Raw genomic sequence first — 22,030 nt, 5'->3', positions numbered from 1 at the left:
TCACGAAATGCCCAACACCAATGCCGAGCAGGTCACCATCACCACCATTAACAACAACCTCAAGACCAGGATCAGCAAGCTTAACACCCATAGCATAAGGAATAGCCCTACCATGAAGAGTATGCACCCCCTCAACATTCAGGAAGTGTGGCATCTTGCCTGAGCAACCTATACCGGAAACGACTACAACCCTCTTAGGGTCTAGACCAAGCTCAGCAAAAGCCTGAGACTCAGCAGCCAAAATACCAAAATTACCACAACCAGGACACCAATCAACCCATACCTTACTCCTAAACTGCTGCGGACTTAGGGTGACTTTAACCGTTGCCATTTTGCGTCAAACATCGCCAGCGCTTAGCCTTAATAATGCTTACGCGCTACACTACTCCACATAGTGAGGTTTAATGAACCTTAGGTTAAAGGTGAAGCTGCCTTACTCCGCTTAATGACCGTGCCTTCGCTTATGAGGCCGCCTAGCATGTTCTCGTAGTCTGAGTCAACCATGAGTAGTTCACCGCCTTTAACTAAACCCACCAGCCTAACCATGGTTACCCAATTAGCGAATGGGCTGTGCTTAGCTTTACTCATGAAGAGGTTTGGCTCTATCACCGTGCTTGACTTTACATCAACGAGTAGGTAAGATTCACCACCCACACTCAGCATCCTCCCTGGGTTAATTGAGTAAGCCTCAATAACCCTCGTTAGGTCAATAAGCCCCCTCCTCCATAGGTCAAGTAGCAGTAGGCCCGTTGTCTCAAGCCCAGGGAAGCCTGAGGCAGTGTTTTCATAATCCCTACCGAATTTTTCACTGATGCTGTGGGGAGCGTGGTCACTGGCCACCATGTCAACTGAACCATTTATGAACCTCTTAAGCAACTCAAGCCTAGTTGACCTATCCCTGAGGGGTGGATTAACCTTGCAGTAGAATGGGTCATTAACCAACTCCACACAGGATTCATCATCAAGGAGGAGGTGGTGCATTGTCACATCCACGGTAACCCTACCGCTCAACCTAGCTAAGTCAACAACCCTGGGGTCGGTTACGTGGGTTAAGTGGACTCTTGCCCCGTGTATCAGGGCTAGTTGAACAGCCCTTAAGGCGCATGAGAACTCGGCGTCAATGGGCCTATTAACCCTATGCATCCTAGAGTCAATGCCCTTAACGCTCCTGAACATTGAGGGATCCTCGCAGTGGATAACAACAGTCATGTTGTTGGCGGCGGCTGCCTTAACTACGCCATCCAGTAAGCCATAGTCCTCTGGGTAAACCTTAACGCTCCTAACGCCAATACTAACGTAGCCGCTCATTAGGTTTAGGTCGGTTGGTACACCTCCATGAAGCCTGTAGGTTATCTTAAGCCCTTCAGCGGCCTTAAGCCTCTTAAGGGCTAACTCGGGGCTGCGTATGGGTGGCTTGGTGTTCGGCATGTCGCCAACAGCGGTAACACCACCGGCTAGGGCTGCCCTTGAACCTGTGTTTAAATCCTCCTTATAGTCCTCCCCCCAATCCCTAAGGTGTACGTGGAGGTCCACGAAGGCTGGGATGGCTATTATGTTATCGGGCAACTCAATGAACCTCGACCCACCTAAACTCAGCTTAATCCTTGTGAATGAATTACCGTTGAAGTACCTCACGGTTAGCATGCATTATCAATACGCAGAGTAGGGCGTGCTTAATAACAATGCACCTCAAGGTTTAAATAAGAGAGGACTGATGGGTGATGTATGGGTGGTAGACAGAGGACCAGCCTATTCATTACCAGTGAGGAGGAGCAGAGGAGGATTGAAACCAGGCAGAGGACTGGAGGCGGATCAGGGGGTGGTGCAGGTAAGTCAACTGGTTAAGTAGCGGCACATAGTTAAACTATTTATCCCCTTAAACCCCAGCTAACCCGTGAGGACTATCCTTCTGGATAAGGGTAAGCCAACGCCCAGTGAGGTTAGGCTTAGGTTCAGGGAGAGACTAGGTAAGGGTGGCATAGTCATTGCCCCAGGCGTGTTCATACCGGCCGCGGCCATGTTAGCTGAGGAGCTTGGCTTTGAGGCCGTTTACTTCAGTGGGGCCGCCTACTCAAACATGCTTGGCTTACCGGACCTTGGCGTATTCACCCTAAGCGAACTGGCCTACTACATAAGGTTCTTCACCAATGCCGTCAGCATACCTGTGATTGTTGACGTGGACACGGGCTTTGGTGAAGCGCTTAACGTGGTTAGGATGGTTAGGGAGCTTGAGGATGCTGGGGTTGCCGCCGTTCACATAGAGGACCAGGAGATGCCTAAGAAGTGTGGTCACCTAGCCGGTAAGAGAGTTGTCCCAGTTGATGAGATGGTTAAGAAGATTAAGGCTGCAGTGGAGGCTAGGAGGGATGGGAACTTCCTCATAATAGCCAGGACGGATGCCAGGGATGTTGAGGGCTTTGAGGCTGCGGTGGAGAGGGCTAGGGTTTACGTGGAGGCTGGCGCGGATGTAGTATTCCCAGAGGCCCTGCACAGTAAGGAGGAGTTTGCTGAATTCGCCAGGAGGGTTAAGGCACCGCTACTGGCTAACATGACGGAGTTCGGTAAGACACCGTACATAACGGCCAGGGAGTTTGAGGAGATGGGGTACAGGATAGTCATATTCCCAGTGACTACCTTCAGGTATGCCATGGGTGCCATCAAGAGGGTGCTATTAACGTTGAAAAGCGAGGGCACTCAGGTAAATCTGATTAATGAAATGATGAGTAGGGAGGATATTTACCGGTTAATAGGGTATCATAACTATGAGGAGTGGGATAGGAGGATATCCGAGGAGTCCAATGCCATACTAAGTAGAAGGGTTAAACTAGGTTGAGGTTAGGCACAGCATCAACCTAACCATTAAATAGTCATTTGCATAAATGCAATTTATAATTCGCATCTATATAATCATAGTTTTTCATTATTATAAAATACTTAATATTTAATATTACACTATAACAAGTTAATTATGATTAATACTTATTTCAAAATTATGAGAATATATGGTGGTAATATTTAAAAAGGTGTAGCATCGCTCGCCGTGTATGGGTAAGAGGATACTGGTTCTTGGGGGTGGTGTGGGTGGCGTTGTTGCTGCCAAGAGACTTGCAGAAAGGCTAAGGGGTCGTGTTGATGCCGAGATAACGCTCATAAGTGACACAGACTACTACCTCTTACCACCATTACTAGTCAACATAGCATTAGGCGATTTGGATCCAGCCCAGGCCCAATTACCACTATCTATACTCAGTAAGAGGGGTGTTAAGGTGGTTAAGGCTAGTGTGACTAAGGTTGACCCTGACAATAGGGTTGTTGAGACTAGTCAAGGTAAGTTCAACTATGATTACCTAATAGCCAGCCTAGGCGTGGAGCATGATTTTAAGTCGTATAACCTCGGTGTTGGCTATCACAACTTCACACTGGATGGGGCTCTTAAACTCAGGGAGGCCTTGAGGAACTTTAAGGGTGGCAGTGTAGTCATCTTCACCCCGGAGCCCATTTATAGGTGCGGGGTATACCCATTTGAGATAGTAAGCCAGTTGGACACCATTTTCAGGAAGAGGGGTATTAGGGATAAGGTTGAGTTAACGCTGATACACCCATTTGAGAGGCCAATACAACCACTGGGTCCTGAAGCCGTTAAGATAACTGAGGAGACCTTCGCCCATAAGGGCATAAGGTACATTGGTAATGCCAGGCCCCTTGAGGTTGATGATAAGAATAAGGTTGTCGTAATAACTGCTGATAAGGTTAAGTATGACCTGCTGATAGTTGTACCACCAGCCAGGTTACCCAAGCCCTTCGATGGAACCCCCCTAGCTGTTGACCTACCGAACGGCAGGTGGACCGTGGTTGACGTCTACACTGGCAGGAGCATTAAGTACGATGACGTGTACCTGCCCGGTGAACACTCGATGCCATCCATAGGGTTACCCACAGCCGGTGTACCTGTCCACTTCACGGCACTCGCCAGTGCGGGTGCGGTTGCCGGTGAGCTCCTTGGGGAACCCATTGACCCAGCGCAGATAACCGCAATGGCCTGCGCCATGGATTACGGCGACTTTGGGCTAATGTTTAACTGCGACATTAAGCTGGACCTCAAGGACAACAAGGCCCTCTGGATTAATAACTGCTACAGCATATTAACATCACCACTGGGTAAGCTTATAAAGGACCTCTTCTACAAGACCTGGCTACAGACAACCATGTGAGGTGATGGGTATGGCAGTACAACAGCAGGTTGAGAAAAGCCCCGACGAGAAGCTGGCCGAAACCCTAAACATGCTTACTCAGAATATTGATGAAATAAGGGGTCTCTTAGACCAGTTAATTGAGTTGAAGCGCAGTGGAGTATTGGATTCACTGATGATAATTGTGAACAGGTTTGAAGAACTAATCCAGTACCTATTCCAGGACCCAGCGGTGTTTAGATTACTTTCAATACTAGTTGACGGTAGCCTACAGGCAATGAATAAGCTGGACACCCAGGACGTACTCAAACTTAAGGGTATGGTGCAGGACCTCGGTGGCTGCGTGGGCAAGAACGCTGGCCTAATATCAGAGGCTAAGCCGGTCAAGGGGTTAATGGGGTTATTGAGGGCGCTGGGTGACGATGATGTGCAGAGGGGCCTAGGGGTAGCCATACAGCTACTTAAGGTACTTGGCAAATGCACTCAGTCAAAATGATGCCTTTTCATTAGAACAATGATGAAAACATTTAAATACCACATATCTTTATTGATAATATAGATAATGGTCTTAGCTTTATCCTAGTCCGCTGGTTCATCCATTCAACAATAATAACCCTTAAATTTAACCAAACTAGCCCAGATAAGCTACTCAGTGATACAATACCGTCTCTCTGGAGGCGGTAGGCGTTAGCCCACCGTCTCCTTCTCGACGGTCTCCCCGAGCCCACTCACCGCAGCGGCTCCCACCCCGTCGCCGGGGGTTCCCAGCCTCTGCGGATCTCGGGACCCCAGGGTCACTAATAAAGGGTGTTGGGGTTAGGCATTTAAATTTAACTGGGATTAACCATTAACAAAAATAAGCACTACAAATGATTATGAAAACCGAAACAGCCCAGTTACTGCTGATAGACAGGTGCACGTTAGGTTAATCATTAATCATGCTGTTCCTGCGTTTTCCCTTAACTTATTCGCACATTATGTTTCAAGACTCCTTACCTTGATAGAAAGATTATTTCCATCTAATGATAAGTAATTATGTAATACTTGGTATGGTGAAACGTGAAACATTCCTTTGTCCGTATAATTAGGGGTTCTCTGAGTGAGGAAGCGTAGGCTATCTAAAAAAAGTTCTATCTAGAAAAATTTATAAACTGGTAGAAAATAGGGATAGTTTAGGGTAAGTATGAGTGAGGGTTTCAGGATGCCCCTAATAGGGGAAAAATTCCCTGAAATGGAGGTTACGACTACGCATGGTAAGATTAAACTGCCTGACTACTATAGGGGTAAGTGGTTCATACTGTTCAGCCACCCAGGCGACTTCACGCCAGTATGCACAACTGAGTTCGTTTCCTTCGCCAAGAGGTATGAGGACTTCCGCAAATTGAACACTGAATTAATTGGGCTCTCCGTGGATACTGACATTAGCCACATTGAGTGGGTTACCTGGATTGAGAAGACCCTCGGTGTTAAGATACCATTCCCAATAATAGCGGATCCAATGGGCACGGTGGCTAGGAGGCTTGGCATGATCCACGCCGAGTCAAGCACCTCAACAGTTAGGGCGGTCTTCATAGTTGATGACAAGGCCACGGTTAGGTTAATAATGTACTACCCACTTGAGCTGGGTAGGAACATACCCGAGATACTTAGGGCCGTTAAGGCACTTCAACTCATAGACAAGTACGGCGCCGTTATGCCGGCTAACTGGCCCTACAACGAGTTAATAGGCGACAATGTGCTCAACCCACCGCCACACAACGTTGAGGAGGCGCCTAAGAGACTCCAGCAGTTTAAGGGCTACGCCTGGTGGCTCACGTACAGGGAGTTACCCAAGGAGGAGGTTGAGGAGTCTAAGAGGGTTATTAGGATTAGGATTGAGTAGATGCTAAGGCGTTAAGTCAATCATGGTTTAAAAATACACCTTATTACCTGTTTAAACATTCCACCTCATAATTGCCTTTAAGCATATAGCACAATTACTGCGCATAATGCTTATAAGTATGCACTAGACGAGTGGCTATGGTTGTTAGGGTTGGGTTACTGGGTTCAGGCTTCGCCGCAGAGTTCCACATGCAGTCATACGCCGAGATACCCAATGCCAAGGTTGTGGCCGTGGCGTCGAGGAGTAGGGCCGCTGAGTTCGCAAGGAGGTGGGGTGTCGGCAAGTATTACACGGGTGAAGATTTCATTGAGAAGCTTTGCAGCGATAAGGAGGTTGACGCAGTTGACATAGTCCTACCCAACTTCCTCCACCTTAAGGCGGTTCAAGTCTGCGCCGAGAACAAGAAGAACATAATCATCGAGAAGCCGCTGGGTAGGAACCTCAGTGAGGCTAGGGAGATGCTTAACGCCGTCAACAGGAATGGGGTACTACACGCCTACGCCGAGAACCAGGTCTTCATACCTCAGATAGAGAGGGTCATGGAGATGGTTAAGGGTGGGGCCATTGGTAAGGTGTTTTGGGTTAGGAGTAGGGAGGCCCACTTCGGCCCCCACAGCCCATGGTTCTGGGATAAGAGCCTTTCCGGTGGCGGTAGCCTACTGGACATGGGGTGTCACTCAATTGAGGTAACCAGGAAGATAATTGGGGGTAGGGCCGTTGAGGTGTTGGGTTGGGGTGACCTACTTGTCCATAGGGATAGGACTAAGGCTGAGGATAACAGCATAGTCCTGGTTAGGTATAGTGGGGGTGAGTTGGGGCAGGCTGAGAATAGTTGGGCAGCCCACGGTGGGTTGGACCTGAGGTACGAGATTTACGGTAGTGAGGGGGCTATATTCATCGACGTGACTAGGGAGACTGGGATAAGGGTCTTCACCACGGCCCCGGAGGAGAGGGTTGGGTACGTTGTTGAGAAGGCTGAGGTTGCTAAGGGTTGGCTATACCCAATTTGGAGGGAGTTCGAACTCTACGGCTACCTCAACGAGCTTAGGCACTTCATAACCTCCTTCGAGAGGGGTGAAATGCCTAGGGAAAACTTCAACGACGGTGTCGAGGTTAACAGAATTATTGATGCCGCCTACAGGTCCTTCACAAGCAAGAAGTGGGAACCCCTAGCCGAGTAGCGTTGACGCAAAGGTGGGTTCGGTTTAAAACCCAAGCCCCACCCAACCCCCGGTGGGTGGGTTTAAGCAGTCGATAGTTGTCAGGCGTGACTTACCCATGAGCAGGGGTAAGTTAGCCGTCCAGGTGGCCCACGCCTCAGTGACGGCTGTACTGGAGGCCTTGAGGAGTAGGGGTGATTGGGTTAATGCCTGGGTTTCAAGCGGCCAGAAGAAGATTGTGCTCGTGGTTAATGGGGTTGATGACTTGGTCAGGCTTAAGGCTAAGGCGGAGGCCCTTGGCCTACCCACGGCGTTGATTGAGGACGCTGGGTTAACGGAGCTACCGCCAGGCACTGTGACAGCGCTGGCCATTGGGCCTGGGCCGGAGGAACTTGTGAATAAGGTGACCGGTAGCCTACCGCTGCTTAAGGACTAGCCTCACTCCTCTCTGGGGTTAGCGTTGGAAGAAAGTATTTAACCCTTTAACCCCAGGTTAAGCTATGGGTAGGCTAAGCCTCAAGTGGCTAACCTTATTCGTAGCCTTCTCGGTGGTGGGCATATTCTCCTCGGCAGTGGTCCTCTACACGTACTACTACCTCCACAACGCCCCACCACTATGCACTGTGGGAGGCTCCCAGTCACCATTCCCAGGTGTCACGATTAACTGCATTAAGGTTCTCTCAAGCCCATACGCCGAATTAGCCGATGTACCCCTTGACGTCTTGGCGGTGTTCTGGTTCGTAGCTAACATAGCCATGGCCATGGCCTATGATAAGGTGGCTGAGCCGGCTGCTGGTAAAATACTGAGGGCTTTAATGTACTGGAGGTTTCTTGGGCTAGCTATAATACCCTACCTCCTCTACGTGGAGTTCGCCATACTACACGCCCTATGCCTATACTGCACCATAATGCACTCAATGATTATAGCGGACTTCATCGTCATAACGGTTTACGCATACGTCAACCATAGAGTTAAGGCCAAGGCACTCCTTTCCTAAGCTTTTAACATTTGTCCGATTGACCCGTTGAATAACGGTTAAGGTTAGGTTAGGGTCATTGAGGCAACCCTTACGGAGCCCTGCTCCCTAGCCCTATACCTAAACCTAATTAATGGGGCATCCTCAATGATGCCCATGGCTACGGTGCCGCTGACCTGGATGCCCCTAGCCTCACCCCACTCACCATCAGCGAAGTACTCCACGGTCAACTCACCCCCTGGTGCATTTAGTAGCAGTGTCTTCCTACCCATGCCAGGTAATGGTTGTGAGTAAAATTCATCCCCAGGCTTAACCACTGAACCAGCCCAAGTAGCCTCAGAACCAGCCCTATACAGCTTAACCTTGACCGGCACCTCTGGGTCGCCGTTTGAAACCCTTAGGCCCCATGGGTTTAACCCAACCCACCTGAACTCGACATCGGGGGCCCCATCAATGTCGATGAGGACCGCCAGTTGCGCTGATGGTGCGTCCGTTGTCCAGGCTGCCACGTAGGGTGATTCATCGTAAACTACGCCCCCATCCTTAACCTCACCTGACGCCACTGAGGCAATGGCCCTCAGCCTATTATCAATGAACCACATGGCTACCCCCCTCCTATAAACTATACTGTACCAGTGGTACCTATCAGAGGCGTCCTTGGGTAGGAACTTGGTTAGGTCCATTGAAACCACCTTAGATGCCCCACCAATGTTGGCGTATAGGCTGCCCCTACCTGAGAACCAGCTGAAGTGCACCACACCACCTGCGAATAGGTCGTCGTGCTCAAAGCCGAACCACAGTATTGGCCCACCCTCAACCCTGGGAAGCTTAGCCATTAAGGCGAAGTTGCCGTAGGTAAACGTTGACCTGGATCTCAACGATACGGTGATCAACCCCCTGGGTTTGAGGTAGACGGATTCGGAGAAGTCCGTGTACCTGGCCTCGTCGTAGTTCACTCGCCAGTACTCACTGGCCCTACATGGCTGAAACTCCTCTTCAAGGCCGACCCTCGTCGATGGGATCCTCCTCCAGCAGTGGAAGAGGGAATCCACACCACCCTCTATGGCTGGAGATGGCCTAAGGAACCCACTGGCCATGCACATAATGCGCCTCACCACTATTAAAGCTTTAATCTGAGGATAATTACGATTAAACTTAATTTCACGGCCAATTTTATTTAGTCAAGAATCTTGTAGAGATATGTTTAAGTGTAGGTGTCATCTTAGCCCAGGTCATCACTGGTCAGGCCTTGCAAGCCTAATCACTGAGTAGGGTCAGTGCGTGGTGGTCTTTTAAGCAGTATTGCCCAGTTTAACTGGGGCTTAAAGGAACCTTCCTGTTGAGGGTCTTGTAGAATATCTTCTCATTCAGCCAATTTATGTTGTTAGCCACGTAGTCAACCTTCTTCCTCATTTCAAAGTCCTTGAACTCCATGTAGAGCATGTCTAGGTAAATCTCCTCCATAACCTCCTTAGCCTTTAAAGCGTAATCCAGGTTATCCTTAATCAACTCCTCAGTGGCCTTCCTGGACAACTCCCCCGTGAACTCCATTAACCCGTTTAGGTAGGCTACTTCATCAACCCCAACCTCGCTTAGCGTTGGTATTCTACCATCCCTATTGTAAACGTACATTATGTAGGCCTCTGCGTACTCCTGCAGGCTAACGGCAGCCTTATCGTAGTAGAATGGGTACTGCCTAACCAGGTTCATTAAGTCCTGGAGCTCCCTCCTCATATCCTCTAGGTACCTGTCCGCTGAATCCCAGTCACCCCTAATAACCGAGTATATGGTTGACTTAGATAGCCTATTCAACCTAATCCCAGTGTTGATTATCCTGTCCCTGGCATCCTCGTATTCCCTCAACTTAGCCTTAATCTCATCCCTATTGGGCAACATAATTAAGCCAACCCACCAGTTTGGGTGCTTTAATACTCTTCTACGCCCCTCCTAAGGGTTTAGCCAGCATAAGCATTCATCATCCTCAACTTTAAACTTTAGAGTACCTTCCCTTAGGATGCGGCTTAACTGTACTTAACCCCGTAAAGCTCCTCAATCCTGTCAACCATGATGCTAGTTATGTCATCCTCATTAACGACACCTAATTGGAGGAGTTGGTTAACCCTACTCAGTATCCTCCATGGAGGTATCACGGCCCCTGGCCTCCTCGGGTCATCTATGTAGTCGCTCTCCACCACGATTAACCTACTCTGCCTAATCGCCTCCTCAAATTCCCCATGCCTACCTATCGGCACTGAGGGTGTTAGCCCATTCTCAACCCCAGGCTTAACCATGCCTGGTGAGGCATGGTGGAGGATTACCTTACCCCTATCCCTAACGCCAACTTTATTAACAATATCAACAATGGACTTAACCGTGGCCTCACCGGCCCTCTCCAGGTGTAGGTGAACCACGGCCCCCAGATCCTTGGCGACGGTTAAGGCGTACTCAATAACCTCATTGCACAGCTTAACCACATCGCTACCCACATCCCAATGCGGCCTACCAACCTCACCAATGCCAACTGCCTCACCCCTCTTAATGTACTGGGCCGCTAGGTCAATCGCCTTAACCATGTAGCCCCTAACCTTGTCTAAGCCCCAACCAGTCTCAATTAACCTAACGCACTCGGCTGGGTGTAGGCCTATTATGGCCACTGACCTAACCCCCTCACCTTGAATGACCCTGGCGGACTCTATGGTTAACCTATATAGCCTATCAACGTCGTTCAAGTCGCCTGGCCTTAAATCCAGGTCCCAGGTTAAGAGGGCCACGACGCCCATGAACCAGCCGCCCGTCCTCCTAAACCTCCTAGCCACCTCCCTGGGTCCAAGACCCTTAACTGGGTTGACATGGCCGTGGTTGTCGGCTACCGGTGGGGTCCTACCCATCCTGGGTTACCTCAAGCCTCTCCTCCTTAAGCCTATCCTCCCTACCAGGTGGTGGCCTTATTATGCTGTTCCCAGTGGGGTCCTCTATGACGAGGGTGAAGCCCCTTAAACCGTTAAGCGCCTCTGTGGCCTCCCTAATGAACCTTAGCCTCCTCTCCTCAGCCTCACCCTCAAGCCCCCTCATGGCCTCTGCGTAGTAAATGACCCTGTACATTAAGCCCTCAAGGGGGGTTATTAGGGCCTCACCCGCTGAACCGGGGGCTAGGGTGAAGCCCAAGTCCGGTGAGTACAGCCTAGCCTCAGCGGACCTTATGATCCAGGTCCTCTCGACGTCAACCCTATCAGTCACCCTGTAGGTTAACCTAACGGGCCCCTTACTGTCGAGGTAAGTTATGTTCATGTACCTGAAGCCGCAGGTGGAGCAGTTCATGGTCTCGAGGAGGACCCTACCGAAGTAAGGCACGTTATACACAACGCCCCTAATGCTAAGGGTCCTGTTTCTGCAAACTGGGCACTCATCAGTCACCTCGTAAAGCTCCTCCGCATAACTACTAATGTCCTCCATGGGGAGGTTGATTTGGCTTGGTAAATAAACCTTAGGATCCCTTACCAGCCCTCCTCTGGTTAAGCAACTCCAGTAAAGCCTGAATCACCTGCCTATAGTCACCCACTATACCGTAATCGGCGTACTCGAATATTGGTGCATTGGGGTCGCTGTTAATGGCTACTATGATCTTCGACTCCTTCATGCCGAAGATGTGCTGTATGGCACCACTAACACCAACGCCTATGTAGAGCGTTGGCCTAACGGTCTTACCTGTCTGCCCAATCTGCCTATCAACGGGTAGCCAACCCGCATCAGTAACCTTCTTAGTCCCACCAACAGTCCCACCAATGGCCTTAGCCAACTCCACCAGTAGCTTAACCCCCTCAGGCCCACCCACACCCCTACCTGCAGCCACCACTATGTCAGCCTTCTCCACTGGGGGTAGGTCACTATCACCCTTGGTGACCGGTTTGATGCTTATCAGTGAACCGTTGGGCTTAGGTAAATTGTTAATAACCTCCCTAATCACCTCACCCTTACGGCTGGTGTCCCTTGGTGGCGTTGGGAATACGTTGGGCCTGACGCTGGCTAGTTGAGGCCTCCTGGTGGGTGTCCTAATGTGAGCCAGTATGTTGCCACCGTAGGTTGGCCTAACCTGATCCAGATCCCTCGTCTTAACGTCAATGTCTAGGTCCGTGCAGTCTGCCGTTATACCGGTCCTGAGGGTGTTGGCTACGTATGGGGCCAGTTCCCTACCCCTCTTAGTGGCTGCGAAGAGGACTACCTCAGGCTTATACTTATTGACAAGGTTAACTATGACTGAGGCGTAGACGTGGGGCATGTAGACGGCTAAGGCCTCGTCATCAACGTAAACCACCCTATCAGCCCCATAGTAAATGGGCTCCTTAACCAAGTCACCTAACTTATGGCCAACCATGACGGCCGTGACGCCCACGTTAACCTTACTGGCCAGCTCCCTAGCCTTACCAATCAACTGGAGGCTACCATCCTTAATGACACCGTTTTGGTGCTCAACGTAAACCCAAATACCCCTATACTCATTCTTATCTACCTGCGGCCACTCTGGGCATATCCTGGAGGTACTCATGACTTAATCACCCCCTCCTTGGTTAGGTTGTCAATGAGCCACTTGGCGGCCTCCTTCGGGTCACCTTTGAATACCTGCTTCTTCCTGGGTATTGGCTTGGCGTCCTCAATCTTAGCCACTATCGTCGGTGAACCCCTCAAACCAACGCAGTACTGGTCAAGCTTAAGCTCATTGTTGGTTACTGACTTAACCAGGTTGCCTAACCTGGCCTGTATCTTGCGGCTTAGGCTTATCTCCCTCGGTGGGTTACTGTCCTTGTAAACGCTAACTATGACCGGCATTTGGAACTCATACTCCTCGAAGACGCCCTCATCCTCAAGGTACCTGGTCAACCTGACCGTCCCCTCCTTAAGGTTAACCTCACCATCAACCACGTAGTATAGGTAAGGTAAGCCTAGCCACGACGCCACCTGGGCTGGCATGTGAGCTGTGGTGGAGTCCGTGGTCTCCTCACCCATGACCACCAGGTTGAATTCAGGGAAAAGCTTCCTTATCGTCATGGCCACGGTATATGAGGTGGCTAGGGTATCTGCACCTGCGAAGACCCTGTCCGTTATTAGGTAGGCCTCATCAGCCCCCATACCTATGGTGGATTCGAGGAAGTCCTTACCGCTGGGTGGGGCCATGGATAGGGTTATGACCCTACCACCGTACCTGTCCTTAAGCCTTAGGGCGAATTCAAGGGCGTTCCTGTCATATGGGTTAAGCATCAGCGGCACACCCTCTCTAACGAGGTTGTGGGTTACTGGGTCCAGCCTAACGGCGGTTATGTTAGGCACCGCTGCCTTAACGGGGACTATTATGGTTAATCCCTCCCCCTTCCCCACACTCTGGGTTGGGGTTACTTGACTTATAACGGTGGCGCCCATGACCCATCACCCAAACCTATACTGGACACCGTAACCACTCCTCGGGTAGGTCCACTCAATGGCGTTGTTTGGGCACACTACCCTGCATGTGCCGCACTCCAGGCAGCCCTCGTGGGAGAAGAGCACCGTACCGTCCTGGGATAGTATGTAGCACCTGGCTGGGCATAGGAAGGTGCAGGGTTTGGTATCGCACTTACGGCACTTATCAGGGTCGATTATCCTGATGTGGGGCCTTTGGCTAACGTCCCAGGCGTTTGAGTTAAGCCTCTCCTCAATGGGGATCTTCCTGTTGTCCATGCTCATAGGTTCATCACCAGGCTTAAGGCATCCTTAGCCATGTCGGTTAGGGTTAACTTACCCTTACTACTCATGAAGGTGTCCCAAATCCTCCTAGGCGTCCCGTCAACGTCGAAGTACCTGGCCATGAATGAGTTCATCAGCATCACGTAGTCACTGTACAGCCTAGGGTTATTTAAGACCTTGTGGGCGTTCCTAAAGGCCCTGAACTCCCTTAGTATGAAGCTCTCGTTGAGCAGCCTCCAGTAGACTGATAAAGCCTCCTCATCGTACTTACCCTCATCGTGAGCCTTAACAACGGCCTCGGCGGCCAGGTTACCACTCTCCATGGCGAAGTCAACCCCCCTTATCAGGATGCCTAGGTGGAGTAGGAAGCCGGCTGCATCACCAACCACCAGGTAGCCGTTACCGTAAAGCCTATCTGGCATTGCCCCAAGTCCAGCTATTGGGGTTAGGTGGGCTGAGTACTCTAGTAACTGCCCACCCTTAAGCAGCCTGCTTATGAATGGGTGTAGCCTAAACTCCTCAATCAGTTCATGAACTGGTGCATCGAGCTTGGCCCCATGTTCAAGGTAAACCACTATGCCTAGGGTGATTGCATCCTTATTAGTGTATATGAATGCGCCGCCCGGCACGTAGTGGGTTGGGTACCCGGCCAGGGCCCAGGCTAGGCCTTCGTCATCATCGAGGTTGAACCTCTCGTTAATCTCACTCCTACCCAGTTTAATAACCTCCTTAACCCCAAGCCCCACTACGCTTGGCTGCAGCTTGGGCGTTAGGCCACTTGACTCAAGCACAAGCCTATTAATGCCCTCGGCCACTATGACTACGTCGCCGTAGACCTCGTCGGCCCCTGACCTAACCCCAACCACCCTACCATCCCTAATCACCAGGCTGTCCACGGGGGTTTCTGTGACTATTAAAGCCCCAGCCGCCTCAGCCTTCCTGGAGAGCCACTCCGTGAAGTTCGTTAAGTACGCCGTGAAGGACTTGTGTTCGACAGACTTAATCTCAAACTCCACTGTGACGCCGCTGTCCTTGGTTAACATTGTTAGGCGCTCCTTCCTAACCCAACGCTCCACGGGGGCCTCCTTAACGTACTCGGGGTAGAGCCTATCAAGGACGTGGGCGTATATCCTACCACCATAGACGTTCTTACTCCCCGGCCTACGCCCCCTCTCAACCACGAGAACCTTAAAACCCCTAGACGCCAACCTCTGCGCAGCCGTCAATCCACTCGGCCCACCACCCACCACTATGACGTCAAACCTTTGACTCACAATGAACCCTCATAACCAGTTATTAATAAGCATTATTTATAGGCAGATTAACATTTAGCTAATATAAATTCGCCCAACACAAAGAGAAACAACCTACCCCATCCCAAGGCATCATTAGCGCTGGGAAACCCATCACGTCAAAGATTAATGATCCCCTTCCTGTTCCAGTGGGATGGGTTTTTTCATTGTGGGGGTTGGGTGTTATTCCCTCTGCGGGGTTGGTGGTTTTGTTCTTGGGGTGGTGATGAATGGTGGGGTATCGCCCCACCGGCTCATCTGATGGAGGGAAGCAAACCCCCTCTTGGGGGCACCACCCCAAGCACTAGGATAAGCTAGGCAAAGGGGGAATTAAAACATAACCAGAAGCAAAAATACTGGACAATAGGTAGGTTAAAACTTTAAACCAACCAAGAAACAACACCACCCCTAGAAGGAGCGAGACTCAACCATTATGTCACCTAAGGGTTAGCCTCACCCTTGAGTAGCTTTAGGGCTTCGTCAATGGGTATGTTGAACTCCCTGGCAACCCTAAGCACCCTCCTTAGGGGCAGTTTCGGTTTTTCATGATTATTCGTAGGGTTTGTTACCATTGGTGATAAAGCAATGGGGTTATTAACCCATCTCCAACACCCCTAACCGTACCCCTGGGTTTCCGAGACCCGTAGAGGCAAGGAACCCCTGGCGACAGGTGGGGAGTCGCTGCGGTGAGGGGGCCCAGGGAGACCGTCGAGAAGGAGACGGTGGGAAAACCGCTAAAACCCGCCGCCTCCGGAGAGACGGCTCTGGGTGGGTTAGGAGGGGCCTATCGAGTCTCGTTAAGGTTAGTGGCATTAGGGACTCCCTAGTTATCTTACCCATTGCTGCTATGTAGGCCCTTGGGTTGAAGCCAACCTTAACGGCGTCGATGTCGGCCTGGGTCTCAAGTCTCCTCTGGATAAACCTGACAAGTGGGGTGAGGGCGAGTATGGAGCCTAATGCCGCAATCCCAGGGAGAAGCATGTACTTGGTGAATGATGTCATGGCTGTGGTTATTAGGGCTAGGTAAAGGGGTATTACGACCATGAGCAACTTAGCAAGGTGGCCATGCTTAACGTGGCTAACCTCATGTATCAACACGCTCCTAAGCTCCTCCTCACTTAATAAGCCCAGTAGCTGCTTGGCTACAATTATCCTCCTCCTAAACAACCCCACGGCCGCTGCGTTATACCTTGAACCAGCCACATTCTCCACCAGGTAAACCCTAGGCGCCTCACCCAACCCACCCATCCTAACCCAAATATCCCCAGCAACCCTGCTTAGGCCAGGGTCCTCAACGGCACCCCTGGTTACTAACCATTGGGGTACAGCCAGAATTACACTAATTAAGGCGGCGGACCATGCCAGGTCTATTAAGGCAACTATGGGCGTTGACGTGCCACTGAGTTTAAAGTGCGTAAAGAGCAGGTAGTATACGTAACCCATGACTCCGCCGAACCCGGGTATCAGGATAAGTATGACCGTGGCCAGTCTCTGGGCTGCCTTAAAGTTTATGGCCTTTTCCAACCTCTCCCTAACGGGCTCCTTCAACATGCGTACGTAATGCCTCTGAATAAACACTGATACCACCAATACGGCCGCAATTGGTAGGAGTAAGCTTAGGAGAGCGTTGGCGAGTTGGTTGTTGAATGATACTGGCTTCAATAGGAACTGCATGGGGGACATGTACATAAACATACTAACTATGACTGCTATAAAGGCGACTATGTTGGGTATGTACTGACCTGAGAGGCCCATTGAGTAGAGGTAAGTCACATCTCTCCTCCCCCTCTGCCTAGAGGCCAAATGCCTGTAAATCAACAACTGGGTTAGGATGGGTATGGCCAGGACCAACATGGATAGGGTGAACCAAGCCCAGTTAATCCCAAGGAATCTGAAGACTAGGTAATACCCACCGTTAACCTCAGTCACGTTAACCTCTGCATACACTCCAGCGTTGATCATGAAACCGAAGATGGAACCAAAGATGGACGTAAACCCAGCGAACTTCGGCGCACCAAGCAAGCGAACAAGGGGCGTTATGGAGCATTGGGCTAACCAACCACGGCTCCAATTGGCGACAACCTCGACTTTAATTAAATGGCTAACCGACAGCACATGGTATTTACAGGTTGAGTTGAGTGGAGCCAGCATTGCAATGAGTGTACTGCGGTTAATGAAGCTGGGGACTGAACCCTCAACAACGGCACTAACCCGGTAAGCACCCACAAACATTATGTAAACCCTAGGCTCATGAACCCCAGCAACACTAACCAAGGACAAACATGCAAACAACACTAATGTCAAAAACAACGTAAGGCGCAACGCATTCGCACGCCCCACAAATTCCTAAGCAATCCCTCTCCCTTTAAATTTTAAAAATACCAACCATTAATACATAATTCATTAATTCCATTTAAAACTCACGATACATCAATAACATTACCTTCAATTCCCCTTTGAGATCTTCTTGGTCCACGATTATGGGTGTTAGGTAGCATAATCTAAATATTCCTCTACCTAACACCATGCAGCATCACCTAACATCACCCAGGGCTTTTATAGTAATAAAGATCCCTGATGTGCAACGTGCACCCACCATCATCTACCTAACACTTGGCTCATCATCAATCCACAAATGCATGGTAATGTTTAATGAAAGAGTTAATACCATCGGTTAGTTCAATTGTGCATTGTTAGGTACTGCACATTGGTGTTAGGTAGAAGAATCTGAAGAAAATGTTACCTAACATTAAATTAACTTAGCTACGAGGTGTATGGTGTTAGGTAGAGGAATATTTAGATTATGCTACCTAACACCCTATAATTTGGTCCTAACAATCGGTGGCTAATAGATTAATGCTCTACATTGTATGGTGGGGATGCTTTATTTAGCCTATCTTGAGTTGTCCTACGCCTACAGTTTACGTTGAGGTTGCTGGCGCTAGATTTCTCAATGCCTTAAACTAACCCAACTATTGGTGTTGCTCAGGTTGGCTGTGTTAATGAATACTGGGACTACTAGGTCCATAGGGTTTGGGCGTATTGAAGTAGCCACTGGTGCCCCGGCCGGGACTTGAACCCGGGACCCCCCGGTCTTCAGCCGGGTGCTCTCCCAGGCTGAGCTACCGGGGCCTCACCCCCTTAAGCTGTTTATGGCTTTTTATGCTTTTCCTTAACTTAGTTAAGCCTAGGCTTAATGGGTCTAGGATACCGTGATTAACAAGTCGCCGGGTTGTATTATTAGGTCGTTGCTAGGGTTAATCAGTATGTCACTACCCCTAACTACACCTATGATTAACCTATTCTCAGTGGTCTTAAGCTTCTCAACCACCTCAATGAACCTTAAACCTACGTAGCCTTCTGCCTTAACTAAGCTCACCTTACCATCATTAATAATCCTCATAAGTACCGATGAGGTGCCCCTGCTTAAAGCCTCCCTGGCGATGATTGTTGTGGTGAATGAGCCTAGGGAGACCACGGAATTAGCCCCAGCCTTAAATGCGTAATCCCTGTTAGCCTCGTCAAGCACCTCGGTTATTATGTAAGCGTCTTTATTGAGCTCCTTAACTCTCATGGTTATGAGTATCGCCTCTGCGTCTGATGATGAGCTGTTTTCACCCAGTGGTGTTATTATCACTGTAGATGCCCTATCTACACCAGCCCTAAGTAGGTCGTTAGTGTTGAATGGGTTACCGCGCAGAAACTCAACATCACTGGGTAATGAGGTAGGCTTGTCCCCGTTATGGAGGTAGGTTAAATCCATCATTAACCCCTCCCTTTCCATCATCCTCATTAACTCCTCTATAACCTTTAAAGCCCTATTAACACACCCAATGACCACTATGTGGTTCCTCCTGGAGCTTACGTGTTGACCAAGGCTCCTCGTAATGACCATGTTTGTTAACTCACCTGCTATGGAGGCGGTTAATATGCTTATTACGGCGATGCCGAGGGGCATTATAACCATGTCCACCACCTTACCCCAAAATGTGACTGGCACTATATCGCCATAGCCCACTGTTGTGATGGTCTCCATTATGAACCACACGGCGTCGAAATAGTTCCTAATACCTGGGTTGTAGGGGTGTTCGACTAGGTAAATGGCTAATGCCCCAATGAATAATATGGCTAAGAACATTATGAGGGAATATAGTATTAGGCTCTTAAGCACCCTACGAATTCGCCTAATCCACCTAGTGAAGACTAGGGGTATTATCATGATCGAAGTCTAATGGACCCCCTTTTAACACTAACCCAATGCCCTAATGAATGGCGCCGGGGCCGGGATTTGAACCCGGGCCCCCTTGCGGGGATGGGCTTAGCAGGCCCATTAAGGTCCCCATGGGTTAACCCATGGGGATCGCCTTGAACCAGGCTCGGCCACCCCGGCTAACGTAGCCTTTAATGAGGGGACTTAAAAGGTTTCCCCCTTGTACGAGGTTTGTCGGGACCCTGATACCTCATCAACCCTCAGTGATGGCAGCCCTCCCCACCTCGCTTAGGAACTCCTCAACTATTTTTATGAATTCCTCCGTCTTATCAAGGTAGGCTGGGTGCCCGGCCCCCTCTATGTAAGTTACCCTGAAGCCGAACCTCCTCATAAGCTCAGCGTTATACTGGGGTGAAACATCATCCCTACTGCCCCAAACCCCAAGCACAGGTTTCCTTATCCTGGCTAGGTCAATCCTCTGGACGCCCACAGGCCCAATTACAACCGCTGCCGTGGCTGGGTAGCCTAGGGCTAGGTATCTTAGGACCGTTTCGCCGCCTATGGAGGCCCCTATGAGTATCGGGTCCCTTAGGTTGAACACGTCCACTATGGCCTTCAGGTGGTTTGCGTAGTCGTTCTCATTAACCCTCTCGAAGTGGTCGCTCCTGGACCTTGGACCATAGGGCATGTCCACCGCGTAAACCTCATGCCTACCCTTGAAGCGGCCCATGCAGCACTCGCTCCATGTGTCTGCGCTGAAGCTGTAACCGTGGACGAAGAGTATGGGTGGTTGACCTGAACCATCCTGGAGAACCCTAACCCTCCTACCGTTGACGGTAATCCATTTTTCGGTTACCATTACCTAAAAGACGCCGTGGGTTTAATTAAACTTACCCCGGTAACGGCAACCATGGCCTATATAGTGGCCCACGCATCCCCATTAATACCCTTAGTTGAGTCCTAGGCCAATAGTGGTGTGGGTAAAGCTTATATACTCAAGGTTTAATCGGCTAGTATGGAGGGTGTTCTAGAAATCAACCGTTGAGGTCCTGGACACCACGCTTAGGGATGGGGCCCAGGGGGCTAACGTCTCCTTCACACTCAACGATAAGGTTAGGTTAACCCTAGCCCTAGATGAACTGGGGGTTGACTACGTTGAGGGTGGTTGGCCAGGCTCAAACCCAAAGGATGAGGAGTACTTCAGGGAGGTTAAGAAATACTCCCTAACCCACAGTAGGGTGGCTGCCTTCGGGAGCACTAGGAGGAGGGGGGTTAAGCCCGGTGATGACCCAAGCCTCAACGCAATAATTAATGCCGACGTTAAGGTGGCCGTGATCTTCGGAAAATCATGGACCCTCCACGTCACCGAGGTCCTCAGGGTTAGTAGGAAGGAGAATTTAGACATGGTCTACGACAGCGTCAACTACCTTAGGTCGCATGGCCTTGAGGTTATCTTTGACGCTGAGCACTTCTACCAGGGGTTTAAGGAGGACCCCGACTACGCCCTATCAGTCATTAGGACTGCTGAGGAGGCTGGGGCGAGGGTCATCGTGCTCGCCGACACTAATGGAGCTATGATGCCTAATGAGGTTTATGAAATAACCAGGAGGGTTGTAGGTGAGGTTAAGGTTAAGGTGGGCCTACACATGCACAACGATTCAGGCTGCGCCGTGGCCAATACAGTCATGGGTGTGCTGGCTGGTGCTAGGCACGTGCAGGGTACGATTAACGGTATTGGTGAGAGGACGGGTAACGCTGACCTGGTTCAGGTCATACCCAACCTCGTGCTTAAGCTTGGTTTAAGGGCCCTTAGGGGTGTTGAGAGCCTTAGGAGGCTTAGGGAGGTTTCAAGGCTGGTCTACGAGTTGACCGGCCTACAGCCAAACCCATACCAACCCTACGTCGGTGACTACGCCTTTACGCATAAGGCCGGCGTTCACGTGGATGCCGTCCTAAAGAACCCAAGGGCCTACGAGCACGTGGACCCTGAGCTTGTGGGTAACTCAAGGCGCTTCTTGGTTTCCGAGCTCTCAGGTTCATCAAACCTGGTGGCCCACCTTAGGGAGCTTGGGGTGCCTGTTGATAAGAGGGATGAGGGGGTTAGGAGGGCCTTAGCGAGGATTAAGGAGCTTGAAAACAGGGGGTACAGCTTCGACCTAGCCACGGCATCTGCAATCCTCATAGCCCTGAGGGAGCTTAACCTATACAGGGGGTTGATTAGGCTGGAGTACTGGAGGGTTATGGATGAGGGGGATAGGAGCATAGCCGTGGTTAAGGTTAATGACCAGCTTGAGGTGGCTGAGGGTGTTGGGCCAGTCCACGCCGTCGACATTGCCCTTAGGAAGGCACTCCAGAGGGTCTACCCAGAGCTAAGGAACGTAACCCTGGTTGACTACAGGGTCGTGCTACCATCCGAGGTTAAGAACACTGAAAGCCTGGTTAGGGTAACAGCCGAGTTCACCGATGGCTCAAGGAGGTGGAGGACCGTGGGCGTATCCACGAGCGTCGTTAGGGCGAGCGTGGAGGCCTTGGTTAATGGACTCGACTACTACCTCCAGTTAAGGGAACTTGGTTTAATTAAGGAGGTTAAGGCGCAGGGTTAAA

General features: G+C 50.4%; 22 protein-coding genes and 2 tRNA genes. 8 read left to right on the top strand and 16 right to left on the bottom strand.

Translation table 11 applies throughout. From position 1 onward, the window contains the following. The coding region (locus tag AAX04_RS08455) for a thiamine pyrophosphate-dependent enzyme (protein ID WP_238377843.1) at positions 1 to 331 on the bottom strand (331 nt) is incomplete at its 3' end. A gap of 80 nt (positions 332 to 411) precedes the next feature. Continuing rightward, positions 412 to 1,644 (bottom strand): amidohydrolase family protein, encoded by a 1,233-nt coding sequence (locus AAX04_RS08450; RefSeq protein WP_066796828.1) that lies wholly within the window; start codon positions 1,642 to 1,644, stop codon positions 412 to 414. Between the two features lie 250 nt (positions 1,645 to 1,894). Between AAX04_RS08450 and prpB the strand changes: the two genes are divergently transcribed. The 7 genes from prpB (at position 1,895) to AAX04_RS08415 (ending at position 8,230) form a co-directional block, all read left to right on the top strand. Then, entirely contained in the window at positions 1,895 to 2,833 is a 939-nt protein-coding gene (prpB, locus tag AAX04_RS08445; protein WP_084761295.1) for a methylisocitrate lyase, read from the top strand. Between the two features lie 211 nt (positions 2,834 to 3,044). Next, a complete protein-coding gene (locus AAX04_RS08440; protein WP_066796824.1) occupies positions 3,045 to 4,211 on the top strand; it encodes an NAD(P)/FAD-dependent oxidoreductase in 1,167 nt (388 codons plus the stop codon). 10 nt (positions 4,212 to 4,221) lie between these two features. Further along, positions 4,222 to 4,686 (top strand): DUF1641 domain-containing protein, encoded by a 465-nt coding sequence (locus AAX04_RS08435; protein ID WP_066796848.1) that lies wholly within the window; start codon positions 4,222 to 4,224, stop codon positions 4,684 to 4,686. Positions 4,687 to 5,373: 687 nt separating this feature from the next. Next, positions 5,374 to 6,072: a peroxiredoxin gene (locus AAX04_RS08430; RefSeq protein ID WP_066796821.1), complete on the top strand. Its 699-nt coding sequence runs from the start codon at positions 5,374 to 5,376 to the stop codon at positions 6,070 to 6,072. A gap of 137 nt (positions 6,073 to 6,209) precedes the next feature. Continuing rightward, positions 6,210 to 7,253 carry a Gfo/Idh/MocA family protein gene (locus AAX04_RS08425; protein ID WP_066796818.1) on the top strand — a complete coding sequence of 348 codons (1,044 nt, stop codon included), beginning with the start codon at positions 6,210 to 6,212 and terminating at the stop codon, positions 7,251 to 7,253. Between the two features lie 52 nt (positions 7,254 to 7,305). Beyond that, positions 7,306 to 7,668: a peptidyl-tRNA hydrolase Pth2 gene (gene pth2 / locus AAX04_RS08420; protein ID WP_084761293.1), complete on the top strand. Its 363-nt coding sequence runs from the start codon at positions 7,306 to 7,308 to the stop codon at positions 7,666 to 7,668. 64 nt (positions 7,669 to 7,732) lie between these two features. Then, positions 7,733 to 8,230, top strand: a complete 498-nt coding sequence (locus tag AAX04_RS08415) for a vitamin K epoxide reductase family protein (protein ID WP_066796815.1) — start codon at positions 7,733 to 7,735, stop codon at positions 8,228 to 8,230. A 44-nt stretch (positions 8,231 to 8,274) separates the two neighbouring features. On the opposite strand, the gene AAX04_RS08410 is transcribed toward AAX04_RS08415, so the two are convergent. From AAX04_RS08410 to AAX04_RS08350, 14 genes are all read right to left on the bottom strand, one after another. Continuing rightward, positions 8,275 to 9,306, bottom strand: coding sequence for a hypothetical protein (locus tag AAX04_RS08410; RefSeq protein ID WP_066796812.1), 1,032 nt, complete (start codon positions 9,304 to 9,306; stop codon positions 8,275 to 8,277). A 214-nt stretch (positions 9,307 to 9,520) separates the two neighbouring features. Further along, positions 9,521 to 10,105: a haloacid dehalogenase gene (locus AAX04_RS08405; protein ID WP_202904434.1), complete on the bottom strand. Its 585-nt coding sequence runs from the start codon at positions 10,103 to 10,105 to the stop codon at positions 9,521 to 9,523. A 125-nt stretch (positions 10,106 to 10,230) separates the two neighbouring features. Beyond that, positions 10,231 to 11,097 (bottom strand): TatD family hydrolase, encoded by an 867-nt coding sequence (locus tag AAX04_RS08400; RefSeq protein WP_066796809.1) that lies wholly within the window; start codon positions 11,095 to 11,097, stop codon positions 10,231 to 10,233. Next, complete coding sequence (locus AAX04_RS08395) at positions 11,090 to 11,662, bottom strand: ZPR1 zinc finger domain-containing protein (protein ID WP_066796806.1); 573 nt, start codon at positions 11,660 to 11,662, stop codon at positions 11,090 to 11,092. The genes AAX04_RS08400 and AAX04_RS08395 overlap by 8 nt, the downstream gene beginning before the upstream one ends. 31 nt (positions 11,663 to 11,693) lie before the next feature. Beyond that, positions 11,694 to 12,752 carry an electron transfer flavoprotein subunit alpha/FixB family protein gene (locus AAX04_RS08390; RefSeq protein WP_066796803.1) on the bottom strand — a complete coding sequence of 353 codons (1,059 nt, stop codon included), beginning with the start codon at positions 12,750 to 12,752 and terminating at the stop codon, positions 11,694 to 11,696. After that, a complete protein-coding gene (locus AAX04_RS08385) occupies positions 12,749 to 13,621 on the bottom strand; it encodes an electron transfer flavoprotein subunit beta/FixA family protein (protein ID WP_066796802.1) in 873 nt (290 codons plus the stop codon). Before AAX04_RS08385 ends, AAX04_RS08390 begins: the two co-directional genes overlap by 4 nt. Positions 13,622 to 13,627: 6 nt before the next feature. After that, on the bottom strand, positions 13,628 to 13,924 hold the full coding sequence (locus AAX04_RS08380; protein ID WP_084761292.1) for a ferredoxin family protein: 297 nt from the start codon (positions 13,922 to 13,924) through the stop codon (positions 13,628 to 13,630). Beyond that, positions 13,921 to 15,198 carry an FAD-dependent oxidoreductase gene (locus AAX04_RS08375; RefSeq protein WP_066796798.1) on the bottom strand — a complete coding sequence of 426 codons (1,278 nt, stop codon included), beginning with the start codon at positions 15,196 to 15,198 and terminating at the stop codon, positions 13,921 to 13,923. Before AAX04_RS08375 ends, AAX04_RS08380 begins: the two co-directional genes overlap by 4 nt. Before the next feature lie 458 nt (positions 15,199 to 15,656). Next, positions 15,657 to 15,788, bottom strand: coding sequence for a hypothetical protein (locus AAX04_RS12485; RefSeq protein ID WP_255363567.1), 132 nt, complete (start codon positions 15,786 to 15,788; stop codon positions 15,657 to 15,659). A gap of 22 nt (positions 15,789 to 15,810) precedes the next feature. Beyond that, positions 15,811 to 17,496 (bottom strand): M48 family metalloprotease, encoded by a 1,686-nt coding sequence (locus tag AAX04_RS08370; protein ID WP_066796795.1) that lies wholly within the window; start codon positions 17,494 to 17,496, stop codon positions 15,811 to 15,813. 775 nt (positions 17,497 to 18,271) lie between these two features. Beyond that, positions 18,272 to 18,348, bottom strand: a tRNA-Phe gene (locus AAX04_RS08365). Positions 18,349 to 18,418: 70 nt separating this feature from the next. Continuing rightward, positions 18,419 to 19,435, bottom strand: coding sequence for a TrkA family potassium uptake protein (locus AAX04_RS08360; protein ID WP_066796792.1), 1,017 nt, complete (start codon positions 19,433 to 19,435; stop codon positions 18,419 to 18,421). Positions 19,436 to 19,486: 51 nt separating this feature from the next. Next, a tRNA-Ser gene (locus AAX04_RS08355) sits at positions 19,487 to 19,606 on the bottom strand. A 73-nt stretch (positions 19,607 to 19,679) separates the two neighbouring features. Then, entirely contained in the window at positions 19,680 to 20,285 is a 606-nt protein-coding gene (locus AAX04_RS08350) for an alpha/beta fold hydrolase (protein WP_066796789.1), read from the bottom strand. 190 nt (positions 20,286 to 20,475) lie between these two features. On the opposite strand from AAX04_RS08350, the gene cimA reads away from it, so the two are divergent. Further along, positions 20,476 to 22,029, top strand: coding sequence for a citramalate synthase (gene cimA, locus AAX04_RS08345; protein WP_066796787.1), 1,554 nt, complete (start codon positions 20,476 to 20,478; stop codon positions 22,027 to 22,029). Position 22,030: the final 1 nt, after the last annotated feature.

Origin of the sequence: Caldivirga sp. MU80 (genome assembly GCF_001663375.1) — an archaeon.
Taxonomy (GTDB): domain Archaea; phylum Thermoproteota; class Thermoprotei; order Thermoproteales; family Thermocladiaceae; genus Caldivirga.
Note: the sequence above shows the minus strand (reverse complement) of the source record. Positions and strands in the feature narration are given on the sequence as shown.